We start from the raw sequence: 21,276 nt of genomic DNA, 5'->3' as shown, positions 1-21,276 counted from the left end.
TATGACCGCGAATATTCTTATCTCCCGGTCAGCCCAAAGTCGCACGTGCCCATGGGTGTCCGCCGACCCCTCGAACTGGGATTTATCCCTAAGGTGAGGTCATCGGTAAGGTACCTGGAACTAACCCCTCCAGTCGCTATTCCGGCCAACCGGAAAATGCGAGGACATCTGAAGCAACGACGGTGCGGGCCTTTTTGTTCTCTCCCGGCTTTCCATCAGCCGGGGATTTTAAAGAGGCACACCATCATTGCCGGAAGTGCGGTAGGGAAAACCCTCCAATCCAAGGCAGACAAAGCCGGATCAAAGCTCTTGGCGGGGCGTTGATCTATCCGTCGCGCGGTAGAGCGTGTCTAGGTTCCGGGGTCTCCATCGGCCGGGCCTTGCGCATTCTCATCCGTCCTTTGTCCTCCGGTTCATAGCCGGAGCTTTGAGATTTTGAAGGGACTGTCCCATGACCACTGCTCGTATCCTCGACTTCATCAAGACCCGCCGTCCGGAAGGTCCGTGCCTGGTTGTTGATCTCGACGTCGTGCGCGACAATTTCCATGCTTTCCGTCATGCCCTGCCGGACAGCGCGATCTATTATGCAGTCAAGGCCAACCCGGAGCCGGCGATCCTGAAGCTTCTTGCTTCTCTCGGCTCGAACTTCGACTGCGCTTCGGTCGCCGAAATCCAGATGGCTCTTGATGCAGGCGCCACCGCCGACCGCATCTCCTTTGGCAACACGATCAAGAAGGAGCGCGACATTGCGCGTGCCTTCGCGCTCGGCGTCGGCCTCTATGCCGTCGACAGCCACGAGGAAGTCGAAAAGATTTCCCGCGCTGCGCCGGGTGCAAAAGTGTTCTGCCGCGTTCTGACGGATGGCGAAGGCGCCGAGTGGCCGCTGTCGCGCAAGTTCGGCTGCGTTCCGCAGATGGCCGTCGACGTTCTCGTCTACGCACACCAGCTGGGCCTCGAGTCCTACGGTGTTTCGTTCCACGTCGGTTCTCAGATGACCAAGGTCGATGCCTGGGATTCGGCTCTGGCCGATGCCAAGCGCGTCTTCGGCCAGCTGGCCAAGCAAGGCATTGTCCTGCAGATGGTCAACATGGGCGGCGGTTTCCCGACCAAGTACCTGCGCGACATCCCGAAGGCCGAAGAATACGGTCAGGCGATCTCTGCTTCGCTGCGCAAGCACTTTGGCAACAACCTGCCGAAGACGATCATCGAGCCGGGTCGCGGCATGGTCGGCAATGCTGGTGTCATCAAGGCGGAAGTTGTGCTCGTCTCGAAAAAGTCGGACAACGACAACCATCGCTGGGTCTTCCTCGACATCGGCAAGTTCGGCGGTCTCGCCGAAACCATGGACGAGGCCATCCGTTACCCGATCCGTACCGAGCGCGACGGCGACGAAATGGAACCCTGCGTTCTGGCTGGCCCGACCTGCGATTCGGCCGACGTGATGTACGAGAAGAACATGTATCCGCTGCCGATCACCCTTTCGATCGGCGACGAGGTTCTGATCGAAGGCACCGGCGCCTATACGACGACCTATTCGGCCGTCGCCTTCAACGGCTTCGATCCGCTGAAGGCCTACGTCATCTAAAAGGGCGTCATCTAACTGGCGTTATTCTCCAGGCGGTTCTCGCCTCTGCCAGCCCCGTATTCAGCCGGAGCTGGCCAATCCACAATGATCCGTCGATACCGTTTGAATCGGTTTTGAGCGCGGGAGGCCAGGATGGCCACTGTTCTTGATTCTGTACGCGCATTCTTTGCGCCCGCTACCACCTACACGATCGATGCCGAGACTTCGGCCGATGTCGTTGCCCGCGAAACTCTGCTCGACCGCGCCATGGGCCCGGATCGTCGTCTGAAGTCGTCGGAAAAGATCCGCCGCAGCCGCCTGCCGGCCGAAGGCCTGGCGCTGGTTGCGCGCGACGGCGATGGCCATGTCGTCGGCACCGTCCGCCTCTGGAACATCGAAGCAGGCATTGCCGCCGATGGTCAGCCGATCGATGCGCTGCTGCTTGGCCCGCTGGCCGTCGATTCGGCCCATGAGGGCAAGGGTATCGGTGCGGCGCTGATGAAGGCCGCCATTGCAGAAGCGCAGAAGCGCGACCACGGCGCCATCCTGCTCGTCGGCGATGCCGCCTATTACGAGCGTTTCGGCTTCTTTGCCGACAAGACCCGGCACCTTGTCATGCCTGGCCCCTCTGACCGCGCCCGTTTCCTGGCGCTGGAACTGAAGGCCGGCTGGCTTGATGGTGCCGCCGGCATGATCGTCGCAAGCGGACGCAAACTGGCCTGACGCATGTCACCCTGACGGCGGTGGTGTTCAGCGCGCCGCCTCGGGAATAACGACATCGCGAAACAGGGACAGGCGAGACAAGACGAACCACCAATAACACTCGCCCTCCCGGTATTTGGCCTCCCGCTTCACGATCTGCCGAACCCCGCTTCCCCTTCAAACGGGAAGCGGGGTTTTCCATTTGGCGACATATGGATCACGCGTCTCTCACACCCCAGCAATATCCTGTGACCGGCTTGACGCTTCGGTGACGGCGCACAGATAGTCCCCCCGACCCACACAGGAGACTATCGTCATGTTCTTCCCCAAAATCGCAGCGGCCGCAGGCGCGCTGGTGTTTGCCACTCTGTCGGTCATGCCGGCGCAGGCCGAAACGATCATCGACGACTGGAGCAAGGTGAAGGTGCCGGCGGCGCCTGAGCTCAAGCCGGCTACCCTCGATGCCAAGACGACGGCGCTTCTGCTGCTGGATTTCAACGGCGCGCAGGATGCCACGAAGGGCCCCTGCAACAAGGACAACAAGCCGCGCTGCCTCGCCTCCCTGCCCAAGGTTCAGGCCTTCCTGGAGGAAGCCCGCAAGGCCGGCGTCTATATCGTCTATACGCTCGGCGGCGCCGGTGAAAAGGCGGATATCGCCACGGCGATCGCGCCGAAATCGGATGACCCGGTCGTCAAGTCTGGTCCGAACAAGTTCATCAATACCGATCTCGGCAAGCTTCTCGAAGCCAAGGGCATCAAGACGGTCATCGTCACCGGCACGGCCTCCGAGGGTGCGGTTCTTAATACCGGTGCGCAGGCGGCCTTTACCGGCATGAACGTCGTCGTGCCGGTCGACGGCATGTCCTCGACCGAGCTTTATGCCGAACAATATGTGGCTTGGCATTTCACCCATGCGCCGGGTGTTTCGGCAAAAACCACGCTGACGCAGTTCAGCCAGATCAAGTTCTGATCTCGGTTTGCCGTTCTGGCCGCAGGTTCAACCTGCGGCCTTTTTGCCTCACTGCCGGTTTGCATCGCATTCGTTGATATTGGTCAATCCGGCCGCTTCCCCGCAGTCCTACTCCTTCGCTTGTAATTCAATGTCGATTCAAGGAGAGGGCAATGAGCATGAATGGGGCGCGGTATCTGAGATGGATCGCGGGCGCGGGTGCCGTTTTTTTCGCATTCGGAGTGCAGGCCGCGGATATGATGCCGCTGGATCAGGCGCCGGCCGCGCAGGAAAGTGTCGCTGCGCAGAGCCCGTGGCAGATCCGCGTGCGCGCACTCGGTGTGATCACCAATGACAAGGGTTCGATTAACGGTATTCCCGGTTCGGATCTTTCCTATTCCGACACGGTCGTTCCCGAATTCGATATCAGCTATTTCTTCACCGAGAATATTGCGGCCGAACTGATCCTCGGAACGACGTTCGCGCATATCAAGGAAGATGGCGCTGTGGGCGTGCCGGTCGGCAAGACCTGGCTTCTGCCGCCGACGGTGACCCTGCAATATCACTTCACCGATTTCGGCAACTTCAAGCCTTATGTCGGTGCCGGCGTGAACTACTCGCTGTTCTACGGCGAATCGGAAAAGCCGGGTTTTCATAACCTCGATATCGACAACCATTTCGGCGTCGCCCTTCAGGCGGGTTTCGACTACATGATCGACCAGCATTGGGGCGTCAACTTAGACGTCAAGAAGATCTTCCTGAAGACAAACTGGTCGGCTGATCTCGATGGCGTCGGTCATCTGACCGGCAAGGCCAAGCTCGATCCCTGGCTGATCGGCGCTGGCGTCACCTACCGCTTCTGACAAGAAGAAGACGGAAGCGGAGGCGCGGTCCCGCCTGGGGCAGGGAGGGGCCGCGCCATTTTCTCGAAGACAAGCGGGCCTGAATTTCAGGCTCGCATGGCTCGGCGTGCCGGTTCCGGCATGCTGGCCGAGTTTGTGTTCGCATTGTCGAAGGTGAAATGGCCGAGAAGCGCCGCCAGCGATGCGGCTTCCTTGGCAAGGCCATGGCTTGCCGCCGTCGACTGCTCGACCATGGCGGCATTCTGCTGCGTACCCTGGTCCATCGTGTTGACGGCCTTGTTGATTTCCTGCAGCCCGGTCGACTGTTCGCGCGCCGCCTCGACGATGGCGCTGACGTGGCGGTTGATCTCCTGGACTTCCGTGACGATCAGTTTCAGCGCGTCGCCGGCCTGTCCGACCAGGGCAACACCGTTGCGGACCTGGTCGCCGGAACCATTGATCAAGGCCTTGATCTCTTTGGCGGCGGTGGCGGAGCGCTGTGACAGCTCGCGCACTTCATGGGCCACGACCGCAAATCCCTTGCCCTGTTCGCCTGCCCGGGCTGCCTCGACACCGGCATTCAGCGCCAGAAGATTGGTCTGGAAGGCAATGTCGTCGATCACCGAGATGATGGTGGTGATCTCGGCCGAGGATTTTTCGATCTCTTCCATTGCCGAGACTGCGCTCGCGACGATCTGGCCCGACTGCTGGGCCGTTTCGCGGGCACGCGCCACGAACCTGCCGGCCTCCTCGGCGCGCTTCGTCGAGTCCTTGACCGTGGTGGTGATTTCCTCCAGCGCTGCCGCCGTTTCCTCGACGGATGCTGCCTGTTCTTCCGTGCGTTTTGAAAGATCGGTTGCTGCGCTGCGGATCTCGCCGGCGCCAGCATCGATCGCGCGGGCATTCTGGCCAACCGTCATCAGCGCATCCTGAAGGGTTTTCAGTGATGCGTTGAAATTGATGCGCAATTCATCGAAGGCGGGTGCGAAAGGCTGGTTGATGCGATAACCGACATGGCCACCTGCAAGAGCCTTCAGGCCGCCGCCGAGGGCGTCGACGACAGTCCTGATATCTGCGGCTTCGCGGGCCTTCTGGGCTTCGTGTTCTGCCTTGGTCTTTTCTGAAAGGCTGCGGCCGGCTTCCGCCTCGGCCTCAAGCCGAATGCGCTCGATGGCATTGTCGCGGAACGCGGAGACGGCCTTGGCCATCGAACCGACTTCGTCGCGACGGTCGAGGCCAAGGACCGGGGCCTCGGTCTCGCCGGCCGCCAAGGATCGCATTCTGGCCTGCAGCCGACCGAGCGGCGCGGTTATCTCGCGGCGATTGACGATCATCGACAGGACGATGCCGGCTGCGAAGATCACGGCCAGTGCGCTGAGAGAATAGGTGATCGTCTGGTTGGTATGCTGCCTCAACTCTTCGGTCTGCCGGTCGATGACGTCGCTCGACTTGTTGATCCAGTCGCGCATGCGGGGCAGGAGGGTATCGACCATAGTATCGGCCTTGATGAGCCCGGCCTTGGCTTCTTCGATCCGGCTACCATCGAGGGCGATCAGAACACCGTCGAGTACCGCGGCAATCGCCTTCGAATCGCTATGGAAACTGTCTATCGACGCCGCATCCGGGGAGACCGCCTCGGCGGCATCGAACAGGCCGAACAGTCGCGTCTTGCTGGCACCATAGTCCGCCTTGGCGCGCTCCAGTTCCTTCGAACCGGCTTCATGCAGGTAGATCTGATGCACGTCATAGGCAATGGCGACCAGCCGCTGGCTGGCAATCGCCACGTTGATTTCCGAGCGCGCATTGCGGCCGATAAAGTCGGAATAGGTTGTGTCGGCATGTTTGTAATTGGTCGAGACATATCCGACGCCGGCAATGCCGATCAGTCCGGTCGGAATGAGAAGGCAAAGGATTTTCGTACGGATGCTGAAATGCTGCAACAAAGACATGGCGGCCCAAACGGTCGGAGTTGAACAGACTTTTGCATCGAACTTCCGCCCGCGCGGAATTTCTGTTGCGAATCATGAGCCTTAAGTATTCCGCCCAATATTTAATAATTTAGCTTAACCTATTTTTAGTTGTTTTATTAATCTCTAATATAATATTTTACGATGCTTCGGATCGGCACGGTATTTTTGGAGAATTGCGGGGAATGGGCGCCGGATAGAGCTTATGGTCTTGGCAGCAATTGCAGGCGCCGAGACCTTCAGGACTGGTAGATCGCCTGCAGTTTGGCAAGATCGGCTATCTTCACCTCGACCGGATCCGTGCCGTCGCGCGAAGGTCGGAACCAGGTGATCGCGGCCTGCACGTGGGCGCCATGCGGCTCCGGATAGGAGCTGAGGCCGATCACCCACTGGCGCACGATATCGCGCTCCATGCGCCCGGCGGCATAACGGTCATGCACCGTTCTGGCCGCGGTGATCAGATCCTCGACCTTTTTCATCAATGCACCGCAGGTTCCGGATCGGCTTCGCCGAAGAAGGAGCGGATACCGTCGCGCTCAACAGTTGCCAGGAATTCGTCGAAAGCCTCGCGGTCGGTGGCGAAGGGCTCGTCCCAGGAGGTGACGTCGTCCTCTTCGGTGATCACTTCCATCGTCCAGTCACCCTGGGTGCCTGCCTCGCGATAGATATCGACCAGCACGGTGATACCGTCATCGGTGAATTCGCCCGCCAGTTCGGAATGTTCTGTCTTGGGTTCTTTCGGTGCCTTGGCCATCATCTTTCCGATCGTCTCGAATGCGGCTGCCGGGCCGTTACGGGGAACGGTCTTCCAACATCCGGCGCTTGCCGTTCAGGACTGCGCGGCGTTTTCTTACACCGCCCGAGAGCGTTGTTCCATCCGTAGTTGGCAGCGCCGGCAAAAGCTCCACCGATTCACATCGTGCCGCAGTCGGATGATGTTTCACAGGGCATCACCTTGGCGTGAGTCGAAGGGATTTGCCCTGTCGTGGCCGGAAAGGCGGCCTATTCTTGGTGGAATGATAACCCGACGCACCGCCTTGCTCTCCCTGCCTTTTGCTGCTGCCGCCTCGCGCAGCTTCGCCCAGCAGCCTTCCTCGCCGCTGACGCCGCGGCCTCCTGCCAGTTTCAATGCACCGCTCGAAAGGGCGGCGGGGCTCGAGGCGCTGAAGGTCGTTCTCGTCTGTCGGAATGGCGGGATCGTCGCTGAGCGGGCCTATAACGGCCATGCGCTCAATGCCTCGACGAATATCAAGTCTGCATCGAAATCGATCATATCCTGTCTAGTCGGTATCGCGATCGACAAGGGACTGCTTTCCGGTCCGGATCAGAAGGTCGCGCCGATCCTGAAAGCCGACCTGTCGGCCAATGCCGATCCGCGCGTCAACGAGATTACCATCGGCAATCTTCTTTCCATGCAGGCGGGATTGTCGCGCATGTCGGGGCCGAATTACGGCCGCTGGGTTTCGAGCCGCAACTGGGTGCGGTTTGCGCTGGCCGAGCCCTTCGATGGCGAGCCGGGCGGCGACATGCTCTATTCCACGGCCTCGACACATCTTCTCTCCGCCATCCTCACGCGGGTAGGGCGTCGCTCCACCCTGTCTTTGGCGAAGGACTGGCTCGGTTCTGTCGAAGGCTTTCATATCGGCGCATGGGAGCGTGACCCGCAGGGCGTCTATCTCGGCGGCAACCAGATGGCGATGACAGCGCGCTCGCTGCTGGCCTTTGGCGAACTCTATCGCAATGGCGGTCGTGGCCGGGATGGGAAACAGGTCGTGTCGCAAGCCTGGATCGAACAGTCGTGGATGCCGCGCACCACATCACGTTATAGCGGCGACGGTTACGGATATGGCTGGTTCCTGCGCACGATCGGCGGCGAGGAGGTGAAGTTCGGCTGGGGTTATGGCGGGCAGATGCTCTACATCGTGCCACGGCTCGACCTGACCGTGGTCATGACCTCGAGCGACAGCGGTCCTTCGGCGCGCAGCGGCTACCGGGACGAGCTGCACAATCTGCTTGCCGACATCATCGATGTGGGTCGATCGTTAAAAATCTAACGGTTGCCGGTACGATCTCGAAAGCGGTTGGCGCTATGGTCTGCGCGGTTATTCGGGGGCGGCCATGACGTTCGATCTGCGGACGATATATGCGATGACGGCGATCGCCTGCATCGTGCTTGGACTGTTCCAGTGCTTTGCCTATTTCACCGGCCGTTTCGAACGCTGGCTCGCCGTCTGGAGCGCCAGCAATATCCTGATCGGCATCGGTTCGCTTTTCATCGCGTTTCGCGGCCTTGTGCCGGATCTTGTCGCCACGCAAGCCGGCAACGGCCTGACGATTGTCGGCTGCCTTCTTCTGCCCGTATCGCTCAGGATCTTTGCCGGGCGGCGTGTCGATGCGCCGCTGCTTTTGGCCGCGATCGTCGCCATCAATGTGCCGCTTCTGCTGATGGACGGGCCGGAACAGTGGAGCCAGCGCATTGCCTTTTCGTCGCTGATCTTTGCGATGATCGATCTCACCGTCGTGCGGGAGACCTTTCGTCTCTGGCGCGACGAGGGGCTGACCTCGGCGCTGCTGACCGCGGCTTTGTTCGGCACGACGGCCACCATGTATATTTCCCGCTCGATCATGGCGCATAACGGCCAGCTCGGAGATATGGGCCTGTTCCAGCCGGGGAATGGCCTGCATGCACTGATCGGTCTTTCGGCGCTTCTGTTCGTGACGCTGCGCTCGATGCTGATCATGCTGATGGGGATGGAGCGCGCCAATCTCCGCCTTCAGGATGCCGCGTATCGCGATCCGTTAACGGGTGTGCTCAATCGCAGTGGCCTGGCGCGCTGGTTTTCCGCGGCAACGACGATGCCGATTGCGGTTCTGGTGGTCGATCTCGATCGTTTCAAGGAATTCAACGACAATTGCGGCCATGCGATCGGCGACAAGGTGCTGCGCGCCTTTGCACAGGCTGCGGGCAGCGTCGTCGGGGCAAGCGGGCTGATAGCCCGCCATGGCGGTGATGAATTCGTCGTCGTTCTCAAGGGCCGGTCGCTGGAACAGGCGGTGCTTGTGGCGGAGAACCTGCGGATCGCCTTCTCGCTCGGCACGGCGGGGCTCGACGCGGCCCTGCCGATCCGCCCGACATTGAGCATTGGCGCGGCTGCGCAGGCCGGCGGCACGGTCGATCTGCCGTCGCTGCTGCATCAGGCCGATCAGGCGCTTTACCGCCGCAAGCGCGACGGCCGCGACGGTGTCGATGTCTATAGTCCGGAACTGGCGGCCTGACCGCCGGCACTGCTTCCCGATGGCGTCGGATCAGAAAGAGCCCGCGACACGTGCCAGATATTGCTGGCTGGTGAAATTCTCCTGATCGTTTTTCTCGTTACGGTCGATGTGGCGGTATTCGAGTTCCAGCCGGTGGTTCTTGGCGAATTGCCAGGAGACCGTGCCGACGAGCCGGCGGGTTTCGGTATTGTAGAGATAATACATCCATTCGCTGGAGGCGATCTCGTAGGCGAGCTTGGCGTTGAGGCTGTCGGTCAGCTTCAGGCCCGCGGCCAGCTTCCAGGTGCCGATATATTCGCCGAGCGGATCGTCGATATCGGTAATGCCGAAATCGCGGTCGTAACCGGCGGCGAGCCCCAGCCGGTCGGTCGCCTTCCATTCCAGCGCCGTATGCAGATAGGGTCTGACACGGCGGACATTCGAGCCGAGTTCATCGCCGTCGATTGCGGTTGCGCCGAATTCGGCAATCAGCGTCAGGTTCGGGGCAAGCTGCCGGCCGTAGGCGATGGAACCGCGCAGGACGGAGGCCGGGAAGCGCGACAGCTTCGTCTGTTCGAGCGTCGGCACATAGGACGAGCGGTAGGCAACGGTGAAACCGACCTCGCCGGAGAGCGCGGGCCGGATATGGGTTGCCGTCAGATCCATCGAGGCAACATCTGCTTCGATCTTCGAAGGAAGGAGAAGGTTGGTCGTGAACTTCGCCTTGCCGCGATCGAGCTGGTTGACGGTCGCCGTCAGCGTGTTCTTGCCACCCCAGAACTCGGCGGCAAGGCTTCCCGCAAGTGCATAATTCAGATCCGTCGAGCGATAACCGACCACCGTGCCGGGGACGGCGACCAGCACGTCTCCGTCGGTGGTGCGCGAGGCGGCGCCCTCTAGTGTGAGCGTGACATTGTCGCCGAGCTTCGTCTTGTAACCGAGATTGACGCCGGTCGCGTTCTCATTGCCGAAATGATAGCGCGACAGGCGTTTTTCGCGGTGCCAGAGCGCGTAGGTGAAATCCGATCCATCGATATCGATCGTGCCGCGCAGCTTCCCTTCGGCCTCCACAAAGGAGCCGGACAGCTTGTTGGTGTCCTCGAAGAGGTTGGAACTGTGCCCGGCGCGCAGGTCGTAATCAAAGTTCAGTTCGGCCGCCGCGAGCGGGATCGCGGGCGCGCATAAGCAGGCCGAGAGAAGAAAAGGAACAAGCCGGGGCATTTTGGCCTTCGCATCATCTAAATAAGCAAAACCTTATAGATAGATGATTAATGAAAGCCTTATGCACGCTTTGCGCGTGTCTTCGTCGTTGCGAAAAGAAGCGCAAGTAAAGCCGAAGTTCAAATCATTCGAATTTTAATAAAACCCGGTCTATTAGGCTTAATGATTTATTATAACTTACGCATGTTATTGCATAATAAATTGCTAATATTATGGTCTGACTTGCGCAACATCGCGCTGATTAACTGGGAGAAAGTTATGAAAATCAAGATGATATCCATCGCTGTCGTGCTCTCGGCAGCAGTTGTCTCGCAGGCTTCGGCCGGCGGGCTTCTGTCCGGGGGCAAGGGTGGCATCGGCAGCGGCGCGATCGCCGTCGCTCCGGGCATCAGCGTTCTGAACGGTAGCAATACCAGCGTTCTGAGCGGCATCCTCAGCGGCAATTCCATCCTGAATGGAAATGCCATCTTGTCGGGCAACAACGGCAACAGCCTGTTGGGCCTGGGCATTCTCTCGGGCAACAATAACGACAATTCTAAGAACAAGAATCGTCGTTAAGGTGCCAGGGGTGGGCGGGCCGGTGTGGGGCCCGCCCACTTTCCGGCCGCGATCGGGCGGCGGTAAACGCCCGACAAGCCGATCAGGCGGAAATATCGATGACGCCACAGTCCCCAGCGTCAGACGAGAAGGCAAGTAGCTTGCCGCTGGAGCTCCAGCTCATGCCGGTAATGCCGCCCTTTCCAGGTCGCCGCAGCAATGCCTCCTTGCTGTCGGAGATGCGGACGCCGAGAATCATGCCGTCGACGAAGCCGATGGCAAGAACCTCTTCGGCCGGGTGGAAGGCCACCTGCGACACCATGATGTTCGCACGGGTGCCCAGTTCCAGCGGCGCTCTTCCCATCGGACCGTCCTTGGCCGAAAACGGCCAGACGATGGCGGCCGGTGCGCCGGAAGAGGCGAGCCACTTGCCCTTGACCGACCAGGACAGCGACTTGACCTTGGCCGGGTAGCCGGTCATCCGCATATGGCGGTTTTCACCCTGCTTGCCGTCGAGCTTCCAGCCATGCAGGGCGTTTTCCTGCATCATGGTGACGAGGAAGCGGCCATCGGGCGAGAAGGTGACGCCGGTATGGGCGCCCTTCCAGTCCAGATCCTGTGCCGGAGCGCTGGTGCCGACCCAATGCAGCGAGACGCCGTTATAACGCGCGGCGGCGATGCGCAGGCCCTTGCTCGCAAAGGCGAGCCCTTCGACGCTGCGTTCTTCCTTGAATTCCTTCACCGAACCGTCGTTCTGGACGACGAAGCTGGATTTTCCCTGCGCATAGGCGACCGCGTTCTGCGGGCCGCCGGCGACGACGGAAATCCATTTGCGCGGTACCTCGGCAATCACCTTGGCTTCGCCATCGCGACCGATGCGCAAAACCTTGCCATCCTCGCCGCCCGTCAGCAGCGTCTGGCTGAACGGATCGCGGATGCAGGTGAGCAGACCCTGATGGGCCTCGGTCACCTTCTCACCTTCGTCCAGACGATGGATGGTGCCTGCGGCAGTGGCGAAAAACGGGACGTCACCGAGAAAATGGGCGGCGACGACATGGCCTTCGAGATCAAGCGGAGCAACTGTCGGCATCAGAAAAACCGCCCCATTGGGGCGGCCCTATATCTGGAATTCATCGGAATGTTCATGATCATGCAGGCGCGGTTTCGGTCGCCGCCGCCTGGCAGGCGAGGAAGCTCTTTTCGATCTTGTCGAAATCGAGTTCGCGGCCAATGAAGACGAGGCGGCTTTCGCGCTTCTCGCCATCCTTCCACGGGCGCTGGTGATCGCCTTCGACGATCATATGCACGCCCTGGACGACATAACGTTCCTCGTCGCCCTTGAAGGCGATGATGCCCTTGAGGCGCAGGATGTTCGGGCCTTCGGTCTGGGTGATCTTCTGGATCCAGGGGAAGAAACGGTCCGGGTTCATCTCGCCGCCGCGCAGCGAGATCGACTTTACCGTCACGTCATGGATCGGCGACATCGGGCCGTGGTCATGGTGATGATGGTCATGATCGTGATCATGGTGGTGGTGATCGTGGTCGTGCCCATGATCATGGTTGTGATGATGGTGGCCATGGTGATCGTGATGATGATGGTCGTGGCCACAGTCCGGGCCGCAGACATGGTCTTCATGATCGTGGTCGAGGAAATGCGGATCGTTTTCCAGCGCCCGTTCCAGGTTGAAAGCACCCTGGTCGAGAACGCGGGCAAGATCGACGCCCGAACGGCTGGTCTTGTAGACGCGGGCGGTCGGGTTGATGGCGCGCACGACATCCTCGACGACGGCCAGTTCTTCCGGCGTCACGAGATCGGTCTTGTTGATGAGGACGACATCGGCAAAGGCGATCTGGTCTTCAGCCTCGCGGCTATCCTTGAGGCGCAGCGGCAGGTGCTTTGCATCGACCAGTGCGACGACGGCGTCGAGCTCGGTCTTGGTGCGGACGTCATCGTCCATGAAGAAGGTCTGGGCGACCGGGACCGGATCGGCAAGGCCGGTGGTTTCGACGATGATGCCGTCAAAGCGGCCGGGGCGGCGCATCAGGCCTTCGACAACGCGGATCAGGTCACCGCGCACCGTGCAGCAGACGCAGCCATTGTTCATTTCGTAGATTTCTTCGTCCGACTCGACGATCAGGTCGTTGTCGATGCCGATCTCGCCGAATTCGTTGACGATGACCGCATATTTCTTGCCGTGGCTTTCGGAAAGAATGCGGTTGAGAAGCGTCGTCTTGCCGGCGCCGAGATAGCCCGTGAGCACGGTAACGGGAATGGGCTTGGTCGTGGCTGTGTCGGTCATGGAAAACCTCGATGACTTTGGTGACTTTGAGGAGGCGCCGGGCGGCGCAAAAGCTTGTCGGCTCCATATAAGGACAAGCCGGGGCGAGTTCAAAGGGTTTGTCGTTACGGAATTACGTAACGGCCGGATGGCGCATGCCTGCGGTGTTTCGATACCGTATTGGGTGCCGTATCGATGAGCATATCGCTAAAATTAGCGATTTCACAAAAGCATATCTGGAAAGAACGGGAAAAGAAGCTAGCATAGTCCCAGTAATAAATGCCGCAGCGGCGAGATTATGCTGCCGGTCCAGCGCAATATTTCAGGGAAGCTCTCATGGCAGACAATACCTATGTGATTGATACGCTGGCTTTGTCCGGCCAGCCCACCAAGGAAATCAACGATGATGGCAGCGGTATAGATACGCTGACCTTCAACAGCGTCTTTCCGAACCCGACCAGCATCGATCTTGCGTGGAGCACGGAGAATGGCCATGCCACAGCGGCTGCCGGATCTTACGAGCTTTCGACGACCGGCAACCGCCTGATCGTTTACGGTTCGATCGAGAACGCTCGCGGCAGCAATGGCGTCGACGTGATCAAGGGCAATGAGCTGGATAACGTCCTTTATGGCGACCAGACCGCCGACGGCGCCGGCGGTGCCGATACGATCGATGGCGGCGCGGGTAATGACACGATTTATGGCGGCGCCGGCGATGACAAGATCGGCGGCCAGAATGGTGACGACAAGCTTTATGGCGGCGCCGGCAATGATGATATCAGCGGTGGCGCCGGTGTCGACCTGATCGAAGGCGGGGCAGGGGCCGACATTCTCTATGGCGGCGCCGATGCCGGAGATACTGTCTCTTACGCATCGTCTGGTGCAGGCGTGGCAATCAGCATCACCTATGGCTCGGCGACGACCGGGGTTGGCGGCGATGCGCAAGGAGATTCGATCGGCGGTTTTACCGATGTCATCGGCTCGGCCTATGACGACATCATCACCGATACCGTCAAGGATACGATCGCCTTCGGCTACAACGACAACGAATTTTTCGGCGGTGGCGGCAATGACCAGCTTTATCTCGGTGGCGGCAATGATGTCGGCTGGGGCGGCACGGGCAATGACCTGATCCGTGGCGAGATCGGTGACGACAGGCTTTACGGCGAGGCGGGTGACGACAAGCTTTATGGCGATGCCGGCAACGACATCCTGTCCGGCGGCGACGGCAAGGACACGCTGGACGGAGGCTCCGGCAATGACAGCCTCTACGGCGACAATGGCAATGACGTACTGATCGGCGGATCCGGCGCCGACAAGCTTTATGGCGGCGCGGGAACGGATACGGCCTCTTATGCCGGCGCGACCAAGGGTGTGACGGCCAATCTCGGTGCGTCCCGCCTTAATGCCGGCGATGCCAAGGGCGATACCTATTCGTCGATCGAGAACCTGACCGGTTCCTCGAAGGCCGATATCCTGACCGGCAACAAGCTCGCCAACACCATTTCCGGCGGCAGCGGCAATGACGTGCTGAATGGCGGTCTGGGAAAGGATGTGCTGATCGGCGGCGCCGGCAAGGACACTTTTCAGTTCACCACCAAGCTTGGCTCGACCAATATCGACAGGATCGACGATCTTGCGGTGAAGTCCGATGTGATCGCGCTGGACGACGACATCTTCAAGAAGATCGGCAAGGTCGGCGATCTCGATGACGACGCCTTCTATATCGGCAGGAAGGCGCATGATGCCTCCGACCGCATCATCTATGACAAGGCGAGCGGCAAGCTCTGGTACGATGCCGATGGCAGCGGTGCCGGCAAGGCCGTGCAGTTCGCGACGCTCGACCATGGCCTGAAACTCACGGCCGACAATTTTGACATCATCGCCTGACGGTTTTTGCAATCGATCCGGCCGGGCTGATATGCCCGGGCGGATCTCTGTCGGTTCGGAAATTGATGGTCCGTTTCAGACCTGCCAGAACCCGGCCAGATGGACAATGCGTCCTTGCTCGCCGTAGCGGGCATAGCTGTGGCCATTCAAAAGCACGGTCCCGGCCCGGTCGGTCATGGCCCAGGTCGCAAGCGACTGGTTGTTCTGAACGATCAGGTCGGTCGTCTCGAAATAGGCACCCGGAAAGGTTTTCTGGAATTTTTCCAGAACAGGTATGAAGTTGGCAATCCCCTGATCGTTGTTGTCCGGTGATGTGAACGTCACGTCGTCGACAAGGCATGCGTCGAGAAGGCGCTGCCGCTCCTCCGGCGAAACATCTCGCCATGCGTCGGCATAAATGGTCCAGAGTTCCTGAATGGTCGCTGTCATGATGATCTCCGTTGCGTTATCGTGATAGCGTCATTCTAGGCATGCAGGGGATGCGGTCGATAATTGAAGAGCCATGATCGTTTATCGATCGTCCAATATTCGGGCGATCCGCTGTCCGGATTGATCCGCTTGTTGAGGCCGAAGGCAACGCTCTGGTCGGGCATCGATGCGGCCGGCCGATGGGGCGTGAGCTTTCCCAAGCGGGATGATCTTCTGTTCTGCTGGGTCGAAAGCGGCGCATGTGTGCTTCTGCGTCCCGACGCCGAGCGATGCCCTTGCGGCCGCATGATTTCGCCTTCGTGCGCACATCAACGCCGTTCACACTTGCCTCCGATCCCGGCGCTGCCCCGCTTGACAGCGCGGCGCTCGTCTCGGCCACCGGGCGCCTGCATATGAGCGTCGGAGATGGCGATGGCGGCGAGCCGGTCATGTTGCGGGGCGGGCGCTTCGTCTTCAATGCTGCCAACGAAATGCTGCTGATGGGCATGCTGCCGCAGGTCGTGAAGTTGAATGCGGGCGATCCCAAAACCTCGGGGCATCTGAAGGCGCTTCTGGCGATGAATGCTGAGGAAAGCCGATCCCAAAACCCGGGGAGCGAATTTTTCGTCGGGCGCCTGATGGAGCTTATCCTGCTCGAGGCCCTGCGGCGGGTTGCGATCGATATGGATGAGCGCGAGACCGGCTTGCTTGCGGGGCTTGCCGATCCCAAGCTTGCCGTAGCGATTGCCGCAATCCATCAAAAGCCCGCACATCCATGGTCGGTCGAAACGTTGGCGCGCCTCTGCGGCCTTTCGCGATCTGGCTTCGCTTCCCGCTTCAGCACGATTATGGGCATGGGGGTGATCGAATATATCCAGCAATGGCGGATGGCGCTGGCGCGGGATGCGCTTCGGTCCAGCGCATCCACGGTCGGGGAGATTGCGCTGGAACTGGGATTCCAGTCGTCGAGCGCTTTCAGCACGGCATTCAGCCGGATTGTCGGCTGTTCTCCAAAGCAGTTCCGGGAAGGTGGGCCCGAGGATTAGAGGCTGTACGCCCGGCGTCCGCAGCTTTCAGAATTCGTCGAACTTTGCCACATCCTCGAAGAGTTCGATAATTCCCTTCACAGCATGCGCGACCAGCTGTTCGCCCCGTTCGGCCGTTGCAGCACTCGCATTGCCGGCGACGCCTTTTTCGTTGAGGTCAGACATTTTCCAGCCGAAGGCATGCGGCCCATAGGCGCGCAGATGTTTGAACCTTTCGGTGAAGACGGATTGGCGCGACGAAAAGTTTTCCGCTTTCTTCATGTCAACCTTGTCAGGCCAGAGAGCCAGCATGACGGAAGTCTCGATATCGCCGCCATGGATATCGATCGCCTTGTCCTGCGGCGAGATCCAGCCGTCCGGCTGGCCGAATCGCGTCCAGCTTGTCGCGACCGCCAGCATGCCGAAACGGATGCGTGCCTCCGTCGCAACGATCGTCATGAGTGGCGAATTGCCACCATGGGCATTGAGCATGACGAGCTTGCGGATGCCTTTTTCGTGTAGTGTCTCGGCAATGCCGAGCCAGCGGGTGACAGCTTCGTCGAAGGCGAGCGTTTTCGTGCCGGCCACATCCATGTGCTCGACGGAATAACCAATTTTTTCAACGGGAAGGAAGGTGACCGGCAGGTTTTTGGGCAAAGCAGGAATCAGGCGCGAGACGAGTCCTTCGGCGATCAGCGTGTCGGTCTCGAACGGCAGGTGCGGCCCGTGTTGTTCATGGGCGCCAAGTGGCAGGACGGCGATCCAATCGCGTCTTTCTGTGGACGCAGTCGTGAGATCATTGTCATGATAGGCAGGTAGGGGATGCGACATCTGGCGGCCAATTCAGGGTTTCGATATGGATAGCGCGGCTAGAGATATAACGCCGACCTTACCGCGGCAAAACAGGCGGAGCCGATGAGCAAGAAAAAGGGCGAGAAAAAATCGAAGTCCGGCAAGAAGAAGGACGGCGCCAACCTTTCCGCCGCCGATCTCGCGCCGGCAATCACGCAGGCAGCCCGATCGATGCGCACCGCGCTTTCCCGCAGTCTTGGTGAAAGCGGGCTTTATGCCGGCCAGGATGGCGTCATTCTGGCGCTTGCCGAGGAAGAGGGCATGACACCGGGGCAGCTCGCGGCCCGGCTCGGCGTCAAGGCGCCGACGATGACGCGCACGATCGGCCGCATGGAGGCTCAGGGCTTCCTGCAGCGTCGTTCGGACGAAAGCGATGGCCGGCTGACAAAGGTCTTCCTCACCGATTCGGGGATGAGGAGTGTCGAGCAGATCGGCCGTTCGGTCGCCGATTGCGGTGCGCAGGCCGTCAACGGACTGTCCGACAAGGAAGTCCGTACGCTTCTGAAGCTGTTGAAGGTCGTGGACCAGAACCTGCATTCCGATTCCAATGCGGACGAAGACGACGAATAGCCGTCGTCGAGCTTCAACTTTTTCATCTTCGGTCGATCAGAGCTCCGCGTCATTTGCGCGGGGCTTTCCATCCATGCGCTCTTTGGCCGCTGCTGTGAAATGACCGTCACAGGATTGTCGCATGGAATTAAATTGTTTATTTAAAATTTAAAGCCGCCGCCGGATAACGGCGTGGGCGCGTATGGGGAGAGGGTAACGGGGAAAGCATGGCTCAGAAGATCAAACTGTCGACGATCGCCGAAAGCCTCGGTCTTTCAACCGCCACCATCTCGCTCGCCTTGCGCGATAGCCCGCTCGTCGCCGCAGATACACGGGAAAAGATCAAGGAACAGGCGCGGACGCTCGGTTATATCTACAACCGCCGTGCCGCCAGTCTCAGAACCTCCCGCTCCGGCATTATCGGCGTTGTCGTGCATGACGTGATGAACCCGTTCTACGGGGAAATCCTGAAGGCGATCGAGAGCGAACTCGACCGCAGCCGTCATACGTTCATTCTCTCCAACCATTACGACTCGGTCGAAAAGCAGCGCACCTTCATCGAGACGCTGCTGCAGCTCGGCGGCGACGGCGTCATCATGTCGCCGGCAATCGGTACGCCGATCGAGGACGTGAAGCTCGCCGAACAGAACGGCATGCCGGCCATTCTCGTTGCCCGTACGATGGACGGCGTCGACCTGCCGACCTATCGCGGCGACGACAGCTACGGCATTTCTCTTGCCACCAATCATCTGATCGGGCTCGGGCACCGGACGATCGCGATGATTGGCGGTACCGATCAGACCTCGACCGGCCGTGACCGTTACCAGGGCTATGTCAACGCACTGCGCAAGGCCAATATCGAGGTCGATCCGAACCTGCGTATTCCCGGCCCCCGCTCGATGCAGGGCGGTTATGAGGCGGCCGTCAATTTCCTCTCCCTGCCACAGAAGCCGACGGCCGCCGTCTGCTGGAACGATCTTGTCGCGATCGGCCTGATGAACGGTATTGCGCGCGCTGGTCTCATCGTCGGCCAGGATATTTCGGTCACCGGCTACGACGACCTCGAACAGGCGGCGATCTCCATGCCGGCGCTGACGACGGTTTCCAACCAGCAGGCGGATGTCGGCCGGCTTGCCGCGCGTGCGCTGCTCGACCGTCTCGCCGGCAGCCATGAACCGGACGGTATCCATCTGATCCGGCCTGAAATGCGCATCCGCCAATCGACCGGAATTTGCCGGCCACGCTGATTTTTCCCAAAACTGTCCATCATTCAAAGAGGTTTGCATCATGTCGGAAAGCCCTATCGCCATCTTTGTGCCGGGCCGTATCAACCCGCGCGTGCTCGATCGCCTGAAGACGGTTTTCGACGTGATCAACGGTTCCGTCGATGCGCTCGATGCAGACCAGAAGAACCGCGTTCGCGGCATTGCAGTGTCCGGCAAATGCGATGCGGCGATGATCGACGCCTTTCCCAATCTGGAAGTGATTTCGAGCTTTGGTGTCGGCTATGACGGCACCGACACTGCGAAGGCGGCGGAACGCGGCATCATTGTCACCAATACGCCCGACGTGCTGAATGACGAAGTGGCCGATACGGCCATCGCCCTCCTGCTCAACACGCTTCGCCAGCTGCCGCGTGCGGAAAACTATCTGCGCGAAGGACGCTGGGCGAAAGAGGGCCCGTTTGCGCTGTCTCCGTTGTCGCTGAAGGGGCGTTCTGTCGGTATTCTCGGCCTTGGCCGCATCGGGCTGGAGATCGCCAGGCGGCTTGAGCCGTTCAAGGTGACGATCGGTTATCATACGCGCAGCCAGCGCAGCGATGTCGGTTACACTTATTATCCGTCGCTGAAGGAGATGGCCGGGGCCGTCGATACGCTGATCAACATTGCGCCGGGCACACCGTCGACCTTCAAGATCATCGATACGGAAATCTTCAAGGCGCTCGGTCCGAACGGCGTGTTCATCAATGTCGGCCGTGGCAGCAGTGTCGACGAGGAAGCGCTGGTTGTTGCTCTCCGTGAACGGACGATTGCTGCAGCCGGTCTCGACGTGTTCTTCGCCGAACCGCAGGTTCCGGCAGAACTGATCGCGCTCGACAATGCGAGCCTGCTGCCGCATGTCGCTTCCGCATCGGTGCCGACGCGCAATGCCATGGCCGATCTGGTCGTCGACAACCTGATTGGCTGGTTCAAGGACAAGACGGTTCTTACACCGGTGCCGGAAACGCCGGTGAAGAAGTAAGCGACACCTTCAGGGCAGTTCTGGCCGCTCGCGAACCGGCTTAGCTGGCGCGGGCGATCGGCATGTCCTGCTTGCCCTGTGAGCGGCCAGCATAGGCGCGTACCGCCTCGCCAAAAGCTTCGAAGAGGGCGCGGGACGGGGCATCCGTTTCCGCCCAGTATTCCGGATGCCATTGCACGCCGACGGCGAAATTCTTGGCGTCGATCACCGAGACGGCTTCGACAGTGCCGTCCTCTGCCGTCGCTTCCACCTTCAGACGCGGCGCCGTTTCGGCGATGGCCTGGCGGTGCAGCGAATTGACCTGCACCTCTCCTGCAAGGCCGAGATAGTTGGCGATGCACGATCCTTCCTCGACGAAGACCGGTTGACGAATGGCATACATGCCGTCGCGTTCCGGAACCGGCGGCTTGCGGTGGTCCCAGATACCGGGCTGCTCCTGGATCTCGCTTGCAAGCGTGCCGCCGAGGGCAACGTTCAGTTCCTGGATGCCACGGCAGATGGCGAGAAGCGGAATGCCACGCTCGATGGCGCGGCGGATCAGTGGCAGCGAGGTCGCATCGCGCGCAGGATCGAAAGGCCCGTCGATCTCGGTCGCTTCCTTGCCGTAGAGCGAGGGATGGACATTGCTGGCCGCACCCGAAACCAGGACGCCGTCCACCCGGTCGAGAATGCTGTCTATATCATTGCCTTCCTCGAAGGCCGGAACGATCAGGGTCATGACGCCGGCGACCTTGGCTGCCGCTTTCAGATACTGGTCTGGGGCTGCGTGCCAGATCGCATCCTCGATCACGCGGATATCGGCAGGGACGGCGACTACGGGTTTCGGCATCAGGTATTCTCCGGCGGGCAGCTTCAGTATGGCCCGTTTTGCCGCCAGAGCGGCTCTCAAGTCAAGCGATGGCTTATGCACGAGAGAGTGCGCGGATAAAACACTGTTTCGCCCAAAAAAGTCGCAGGTATAGTGGCGGATAACGCCAATATCCCCATGTCCGACC

Annotated in this window: 21 protein-coding genes and 1 pseudogene; 13 read left to right on the top strand and 9 right to left on the bottom strand. The window is 60.1% G+C overall.

The genetic code is table 11. The features are described 5' to 3' along the window. The first annotated feature begins 451 nt into the window (after positions 1–451). The 4 genes from odc2 to FHW37_RS19720 all read left to right on the top strand — a co-directional run bounded on the left by odc2 (position 452) and on the right by FHW37_RS19720 (position 4,078). Positions 452–1,585, top strand: a complete 1,134-nt coding sequence (gene odc2 / locus FHW37_RS19735) for an ornithine/lysine decarboxylase (RefSeq protein WP_145639538.1) — start codon at positions 452–454, stop codon at positions 1,583–1,585. A 132-nt stretch (positions 1,586–1,717) separates the two neighbouring features. After that, positions 1,718–2,287: a GNAT family N-acetyltransferase gene (locus tag FHW37_RS19730; RefSeq protein ID WP_145639537.1), complete on the top strand. Its 570-nt coding sequence runs from the start codon at positions 1,718–1,720 to the stop codon at positions 2,285–2,287. Positions 2,288–2,582: 295 nt separating this feature from the next. Beyond that, complete coding sequence (locus FHW37_RS19725; RefSeq protein ID WP_145639535.1) at positions 2,583–3,236, top strand: cysteine hydrolase family protein; 654 nt, start codon at positions 2,583–2,585, stop codon at positions 3,234–3,236. A 152-nt stretch (positions 3,237–3,388) separates the two neighbouring features. Then, positions 3,389–4,078 carry an OmpW/AlkL family protein gene (locus tag FHW37_RS19720; RefSeq protein ID WP_145639534.1) on the top strand — a complete coding sequence of 230 codons (690 nt, stop codon included), beginning with the start codon at positions 3,389–3,391 and terminating at the stop codon, positions 4,076–4,078. An 86-nt stretch (positions 4,079–4,164) separates the two neighbouring features. Here the strand turns inward: FHW37_RS19720 and FHW37_RS34515 are convergent, their stop codons facing one another. The 3 genes from FHW37_RS34515 to FHW37_RS19705 form a co-directional block, all read right to left on the bottom strand. After that, positions 4,165–6,006: a methyl-accepting chemotaxis protein gene (locus FHW37_RS34515; protein ID WP_145639532.1), complete on the bottom strand. Its 1,842-nt coding sequence runs from the start codon at positions 6,004–6,006 to the stop codon at positions 4,165–4,167. Between the two features lie 257 nt (positions 6,007–6,263). Then, entirely contained in the window at positions 6,264–6,503 is a 240-nt protein-coding gene (locus tag FHW37_RS19710) for a hypothetical protein (protein ID WP_145639531.1), read from the bottom strand. Beyond that, entirely contained in the window at positions 6,503–6,778 is a 276-nt protein-coding gene (locus FHW37_RS19705) for a hypothetical protein (RefSeq protein ID WP_145640143.1), read from the bottom strand. Before FHW37_RS19705 ends, FHW37_RS19710 begins: the two co-directional genes overlap by 1 nt. Before the next feature lie 262 nt (positions 6,779–7,040). Here FHW37_RS19705 and FHW37_RS19700 point away from each other — a divergent pair, with 262 nt between their 5' ends. Further along, positions 7,041–8,078 (top strand): serine hydrolase domain-containing protein, encoded by a 1,038-nt coding sequence (locus FHW37_RS19700; RefSeq protein WP_145639530.1) that lies wholly within the window; start codon positions 7,041–7,043, stop codon positions 8,076–8,078. Positions 8,079–8,142: 64 nt separating this feature from the next. Continuing rightward, on the top strand, positions 8,143–9,300 hold the full coding sequence (locus tag FHW37_RS19695) for a GGDEF domain-containing protein (RefSeq protein ID WP_145639528.1): 1,158 nt from the start codon (positions 8,143–8,145) through the stop codon (positions 9,298–9,300). Between the two features lie 30 nt (positions 9,301–9,330). Here the strand turns inward: FHW37_RS19695 and FHW37_RS19690 are convergent, their stop codons facing one another. Next, positions 9,331–10,500 (bottom strand): hypothetical protein, encoded by a 1,170-nt coding sequence (locus FHW37_RS19690; protein WP_145639527.1) that lies wholly within the window; start codon positions 10,498–10,500, stop codon positions 9,331–9,333. A 258-nt stretch (positions 10,501–10,758) separates the two neighbouring features. On the opposite strand from FHW37_RS19690, the gene FHW37_RS19685 reads away from it, so the two are divergent. Beyond that, positions 10,759–11,058 carry a hypothetical protein gene (locus tag FHW37_RS19685; protein WP_210249308.1) on the top strand — a complete coding sequence of 100 codons (300 nt, stop codon included), beginning with the start codon at positions 10,759–10,761 and terminating at the stop codon, positions 11,056–11,058. 82 nt (positions 11,059–11,140) lie between these two features. Here the strand turns inward: FHW37_RS19685 and FHW37_RS19680 are convergent, their stop codons facing one another. Together FHW37_RS19680 and FHW37_RS19675 are read right to left on the bottom strand one after the other, a co-directional pair. Further along, positions 11,141–12,127 (bottom strand): WD40 repeat domain-containing protein, encoded by a 987-nt coding sequence (locus tag FHW37_RS19680; protein WP_145639524.1) that lies wholly within the window; start codon positions 12,125–12,127, stop codon positions 11,141–11,143. A 58-nt stretch (positions 12,128–12,185) separates the two neighbouring features. Then, positions 12,186–13,337: a CobW family GTP-binding protein gene (locus tag FHW37_RS19675; protein WP_145639522.1), complete on the bottom strand. Its 1,152-nt coding sequence runs from the start codon at positions 13,335–13,337 to the stop codon at positions 12,186–12,188. 315 nt (positions 13,338–13,652) lie between these two features. On the opposite strand from FHW37_RS19675, the gene FHW37_RS19670 reads away from it, so the two are divergent. Next, positions 13,653–15,206 carry a calcium-binding protein gene (locus tag FHW37_RS19670; protein ID WP_186458332.1) on the top strand — a complete coding sequence of 518 codons (1,554 nt, stop codon included), beginning with the start codon at positions 13,653–13,655 and terminating at the stop codon, positions 15,204–15,206. 75 nt (positions 15,207–15,281) lie between these two features. Here FHW37_RS19670 and FHW37_RS19665 read toward each other — a convergent pair whose 3' ends face one another. Further along, a complete protein-coding gene (locus FHW37_RS19665; RefSeq protein ID WP_145639519.1) occupies positions 15,282–15,635 on the bottom strand; it encodes a nuclear transport factor 2 family protein in 354 nt (117 codons plus the stop codon). 63 nt (positions 15,636–15,698) lie between these two features. On the opposite strand from FHW37_RS19665, the pseudogene FHW37_RS34665 reads away from it, so the two are divergent. Both FHW37_RS34665 and FHW37_RS34660 read left to right on the top strand, forming a co-directional pair. Further along, a pseudogene (locus FHW37_RS34665) lies at positions 15,699–16,228 on the top strand (cupin domain-containing protein); the annotation flags it as partial. Positions 16,229–16,252: 24 nt separating this feature from the next. Further along, positions 16,253–16,660 carry a helix-turn-helix transcriptional regulator gene (locus tag FHW37_RS34660; protein WP_432442883.1) on the top strand — a complete coding sequence of 136 codons (408 nt, stop codon included), beginning with the start codon at positions 16,253–16,255 and terminating at the stop codon, positions 16,658–16,660. A gap of 27 nt (positions 16,661–16,687) precedes the next feature. Here the strand turns inward: FHW37_RS34660 and FHW37_RS19650 are convergent, their stop codons facing one another. Beyond that, positions 16,688–17,470 carry a creatininase family protein gene (locus FHW37_RS19650; protein ID WP_145639513.1) on the bottom strand — a complete coding sequence of 261 codons (783 nt, stop codon included), beginning with the start codon at positions 17,468–17,470 and terminating at the stop codon, positions 16,688–16,690. A gap of 84 nt (positions 17,471–17,554) precedes the next feature. Between FHW37_RS19650 and FHW37_RS19645 the strand changes: the two genes are divergently transcribed. The 3 genes from FHW37_RS19645 to FHW37_RS19635 all read left to right on the top strand — a co-directional run bounded on the left by FHW37_RS19645 (position 17,555) and on the right by FHW37_RS19635 (position 20,281). Next, a complete protein-coding gene (locus FHW37_RS19645; RefSeq protein WP_145639511.1) occupies positions 17,555–18,061 on the top strand; it encodes a MarR family winged helix-turn-helix transcriptional regulator in 507 nt (168 codons plus the stop codon). 206 nt (positions 18,062–18,267) lie between these two features. Next, entirely contained in the window at positions 18,268–19,287 is a 1,020-nt protein-coding gene (locus FHW37_RS19640; RefSeq protein ID WP_145639509.1) for a LacI family DNA-binding transcriptional regulator, read from the top strand. A gap of 40 nt (positions 19,288–19,327) precedes the next feature. Then, the gene (locus FHW37_RS19635) at positions 19,328–20,281 is read left to right on the top strand and encodes a 2-hydroxyacid dehydrogenase (RefSeq protein ID WP_145639507.1); all 954 of its coding nucleotides are present in this window, start codon (positions 19,328–19,330) and stop codon (positions 20,279–20,281) included. A 40-nt stretch (positions 20,282–20,321) separates the two neighbouring features. On the opposite strand, the gene FHW37_RS19630 is transcribed toward FHW37_RS19635, so the two are convergent. Next, entirely contained in the window at positions 20,322–21,110 is a 789-nt protein-coding gene (locus FHW37_RS19630; protein ID WP_145639506.1) for a gamma-glutamyl-gamma-aminobutyrate hydrolase family protein, read from the bottom strand. Positions 21,111–21,276 lie beyond the last annotated feature (166 nt).

Source organism: Neorhizobium alkalisoli (assembly GCF_007829835.1).
Taxonomy (GTDB): Bacteria; Pseudomonadota; Alphaproteobacteria; order Rhizobiales; family Rhizobiaceae; genus Neorhizobium.
The sequence above is the reverse complement of the archived record's forward strand: the minus strand, read 5'-3'. Positions and strand labels throughout refer to the sequence as shown.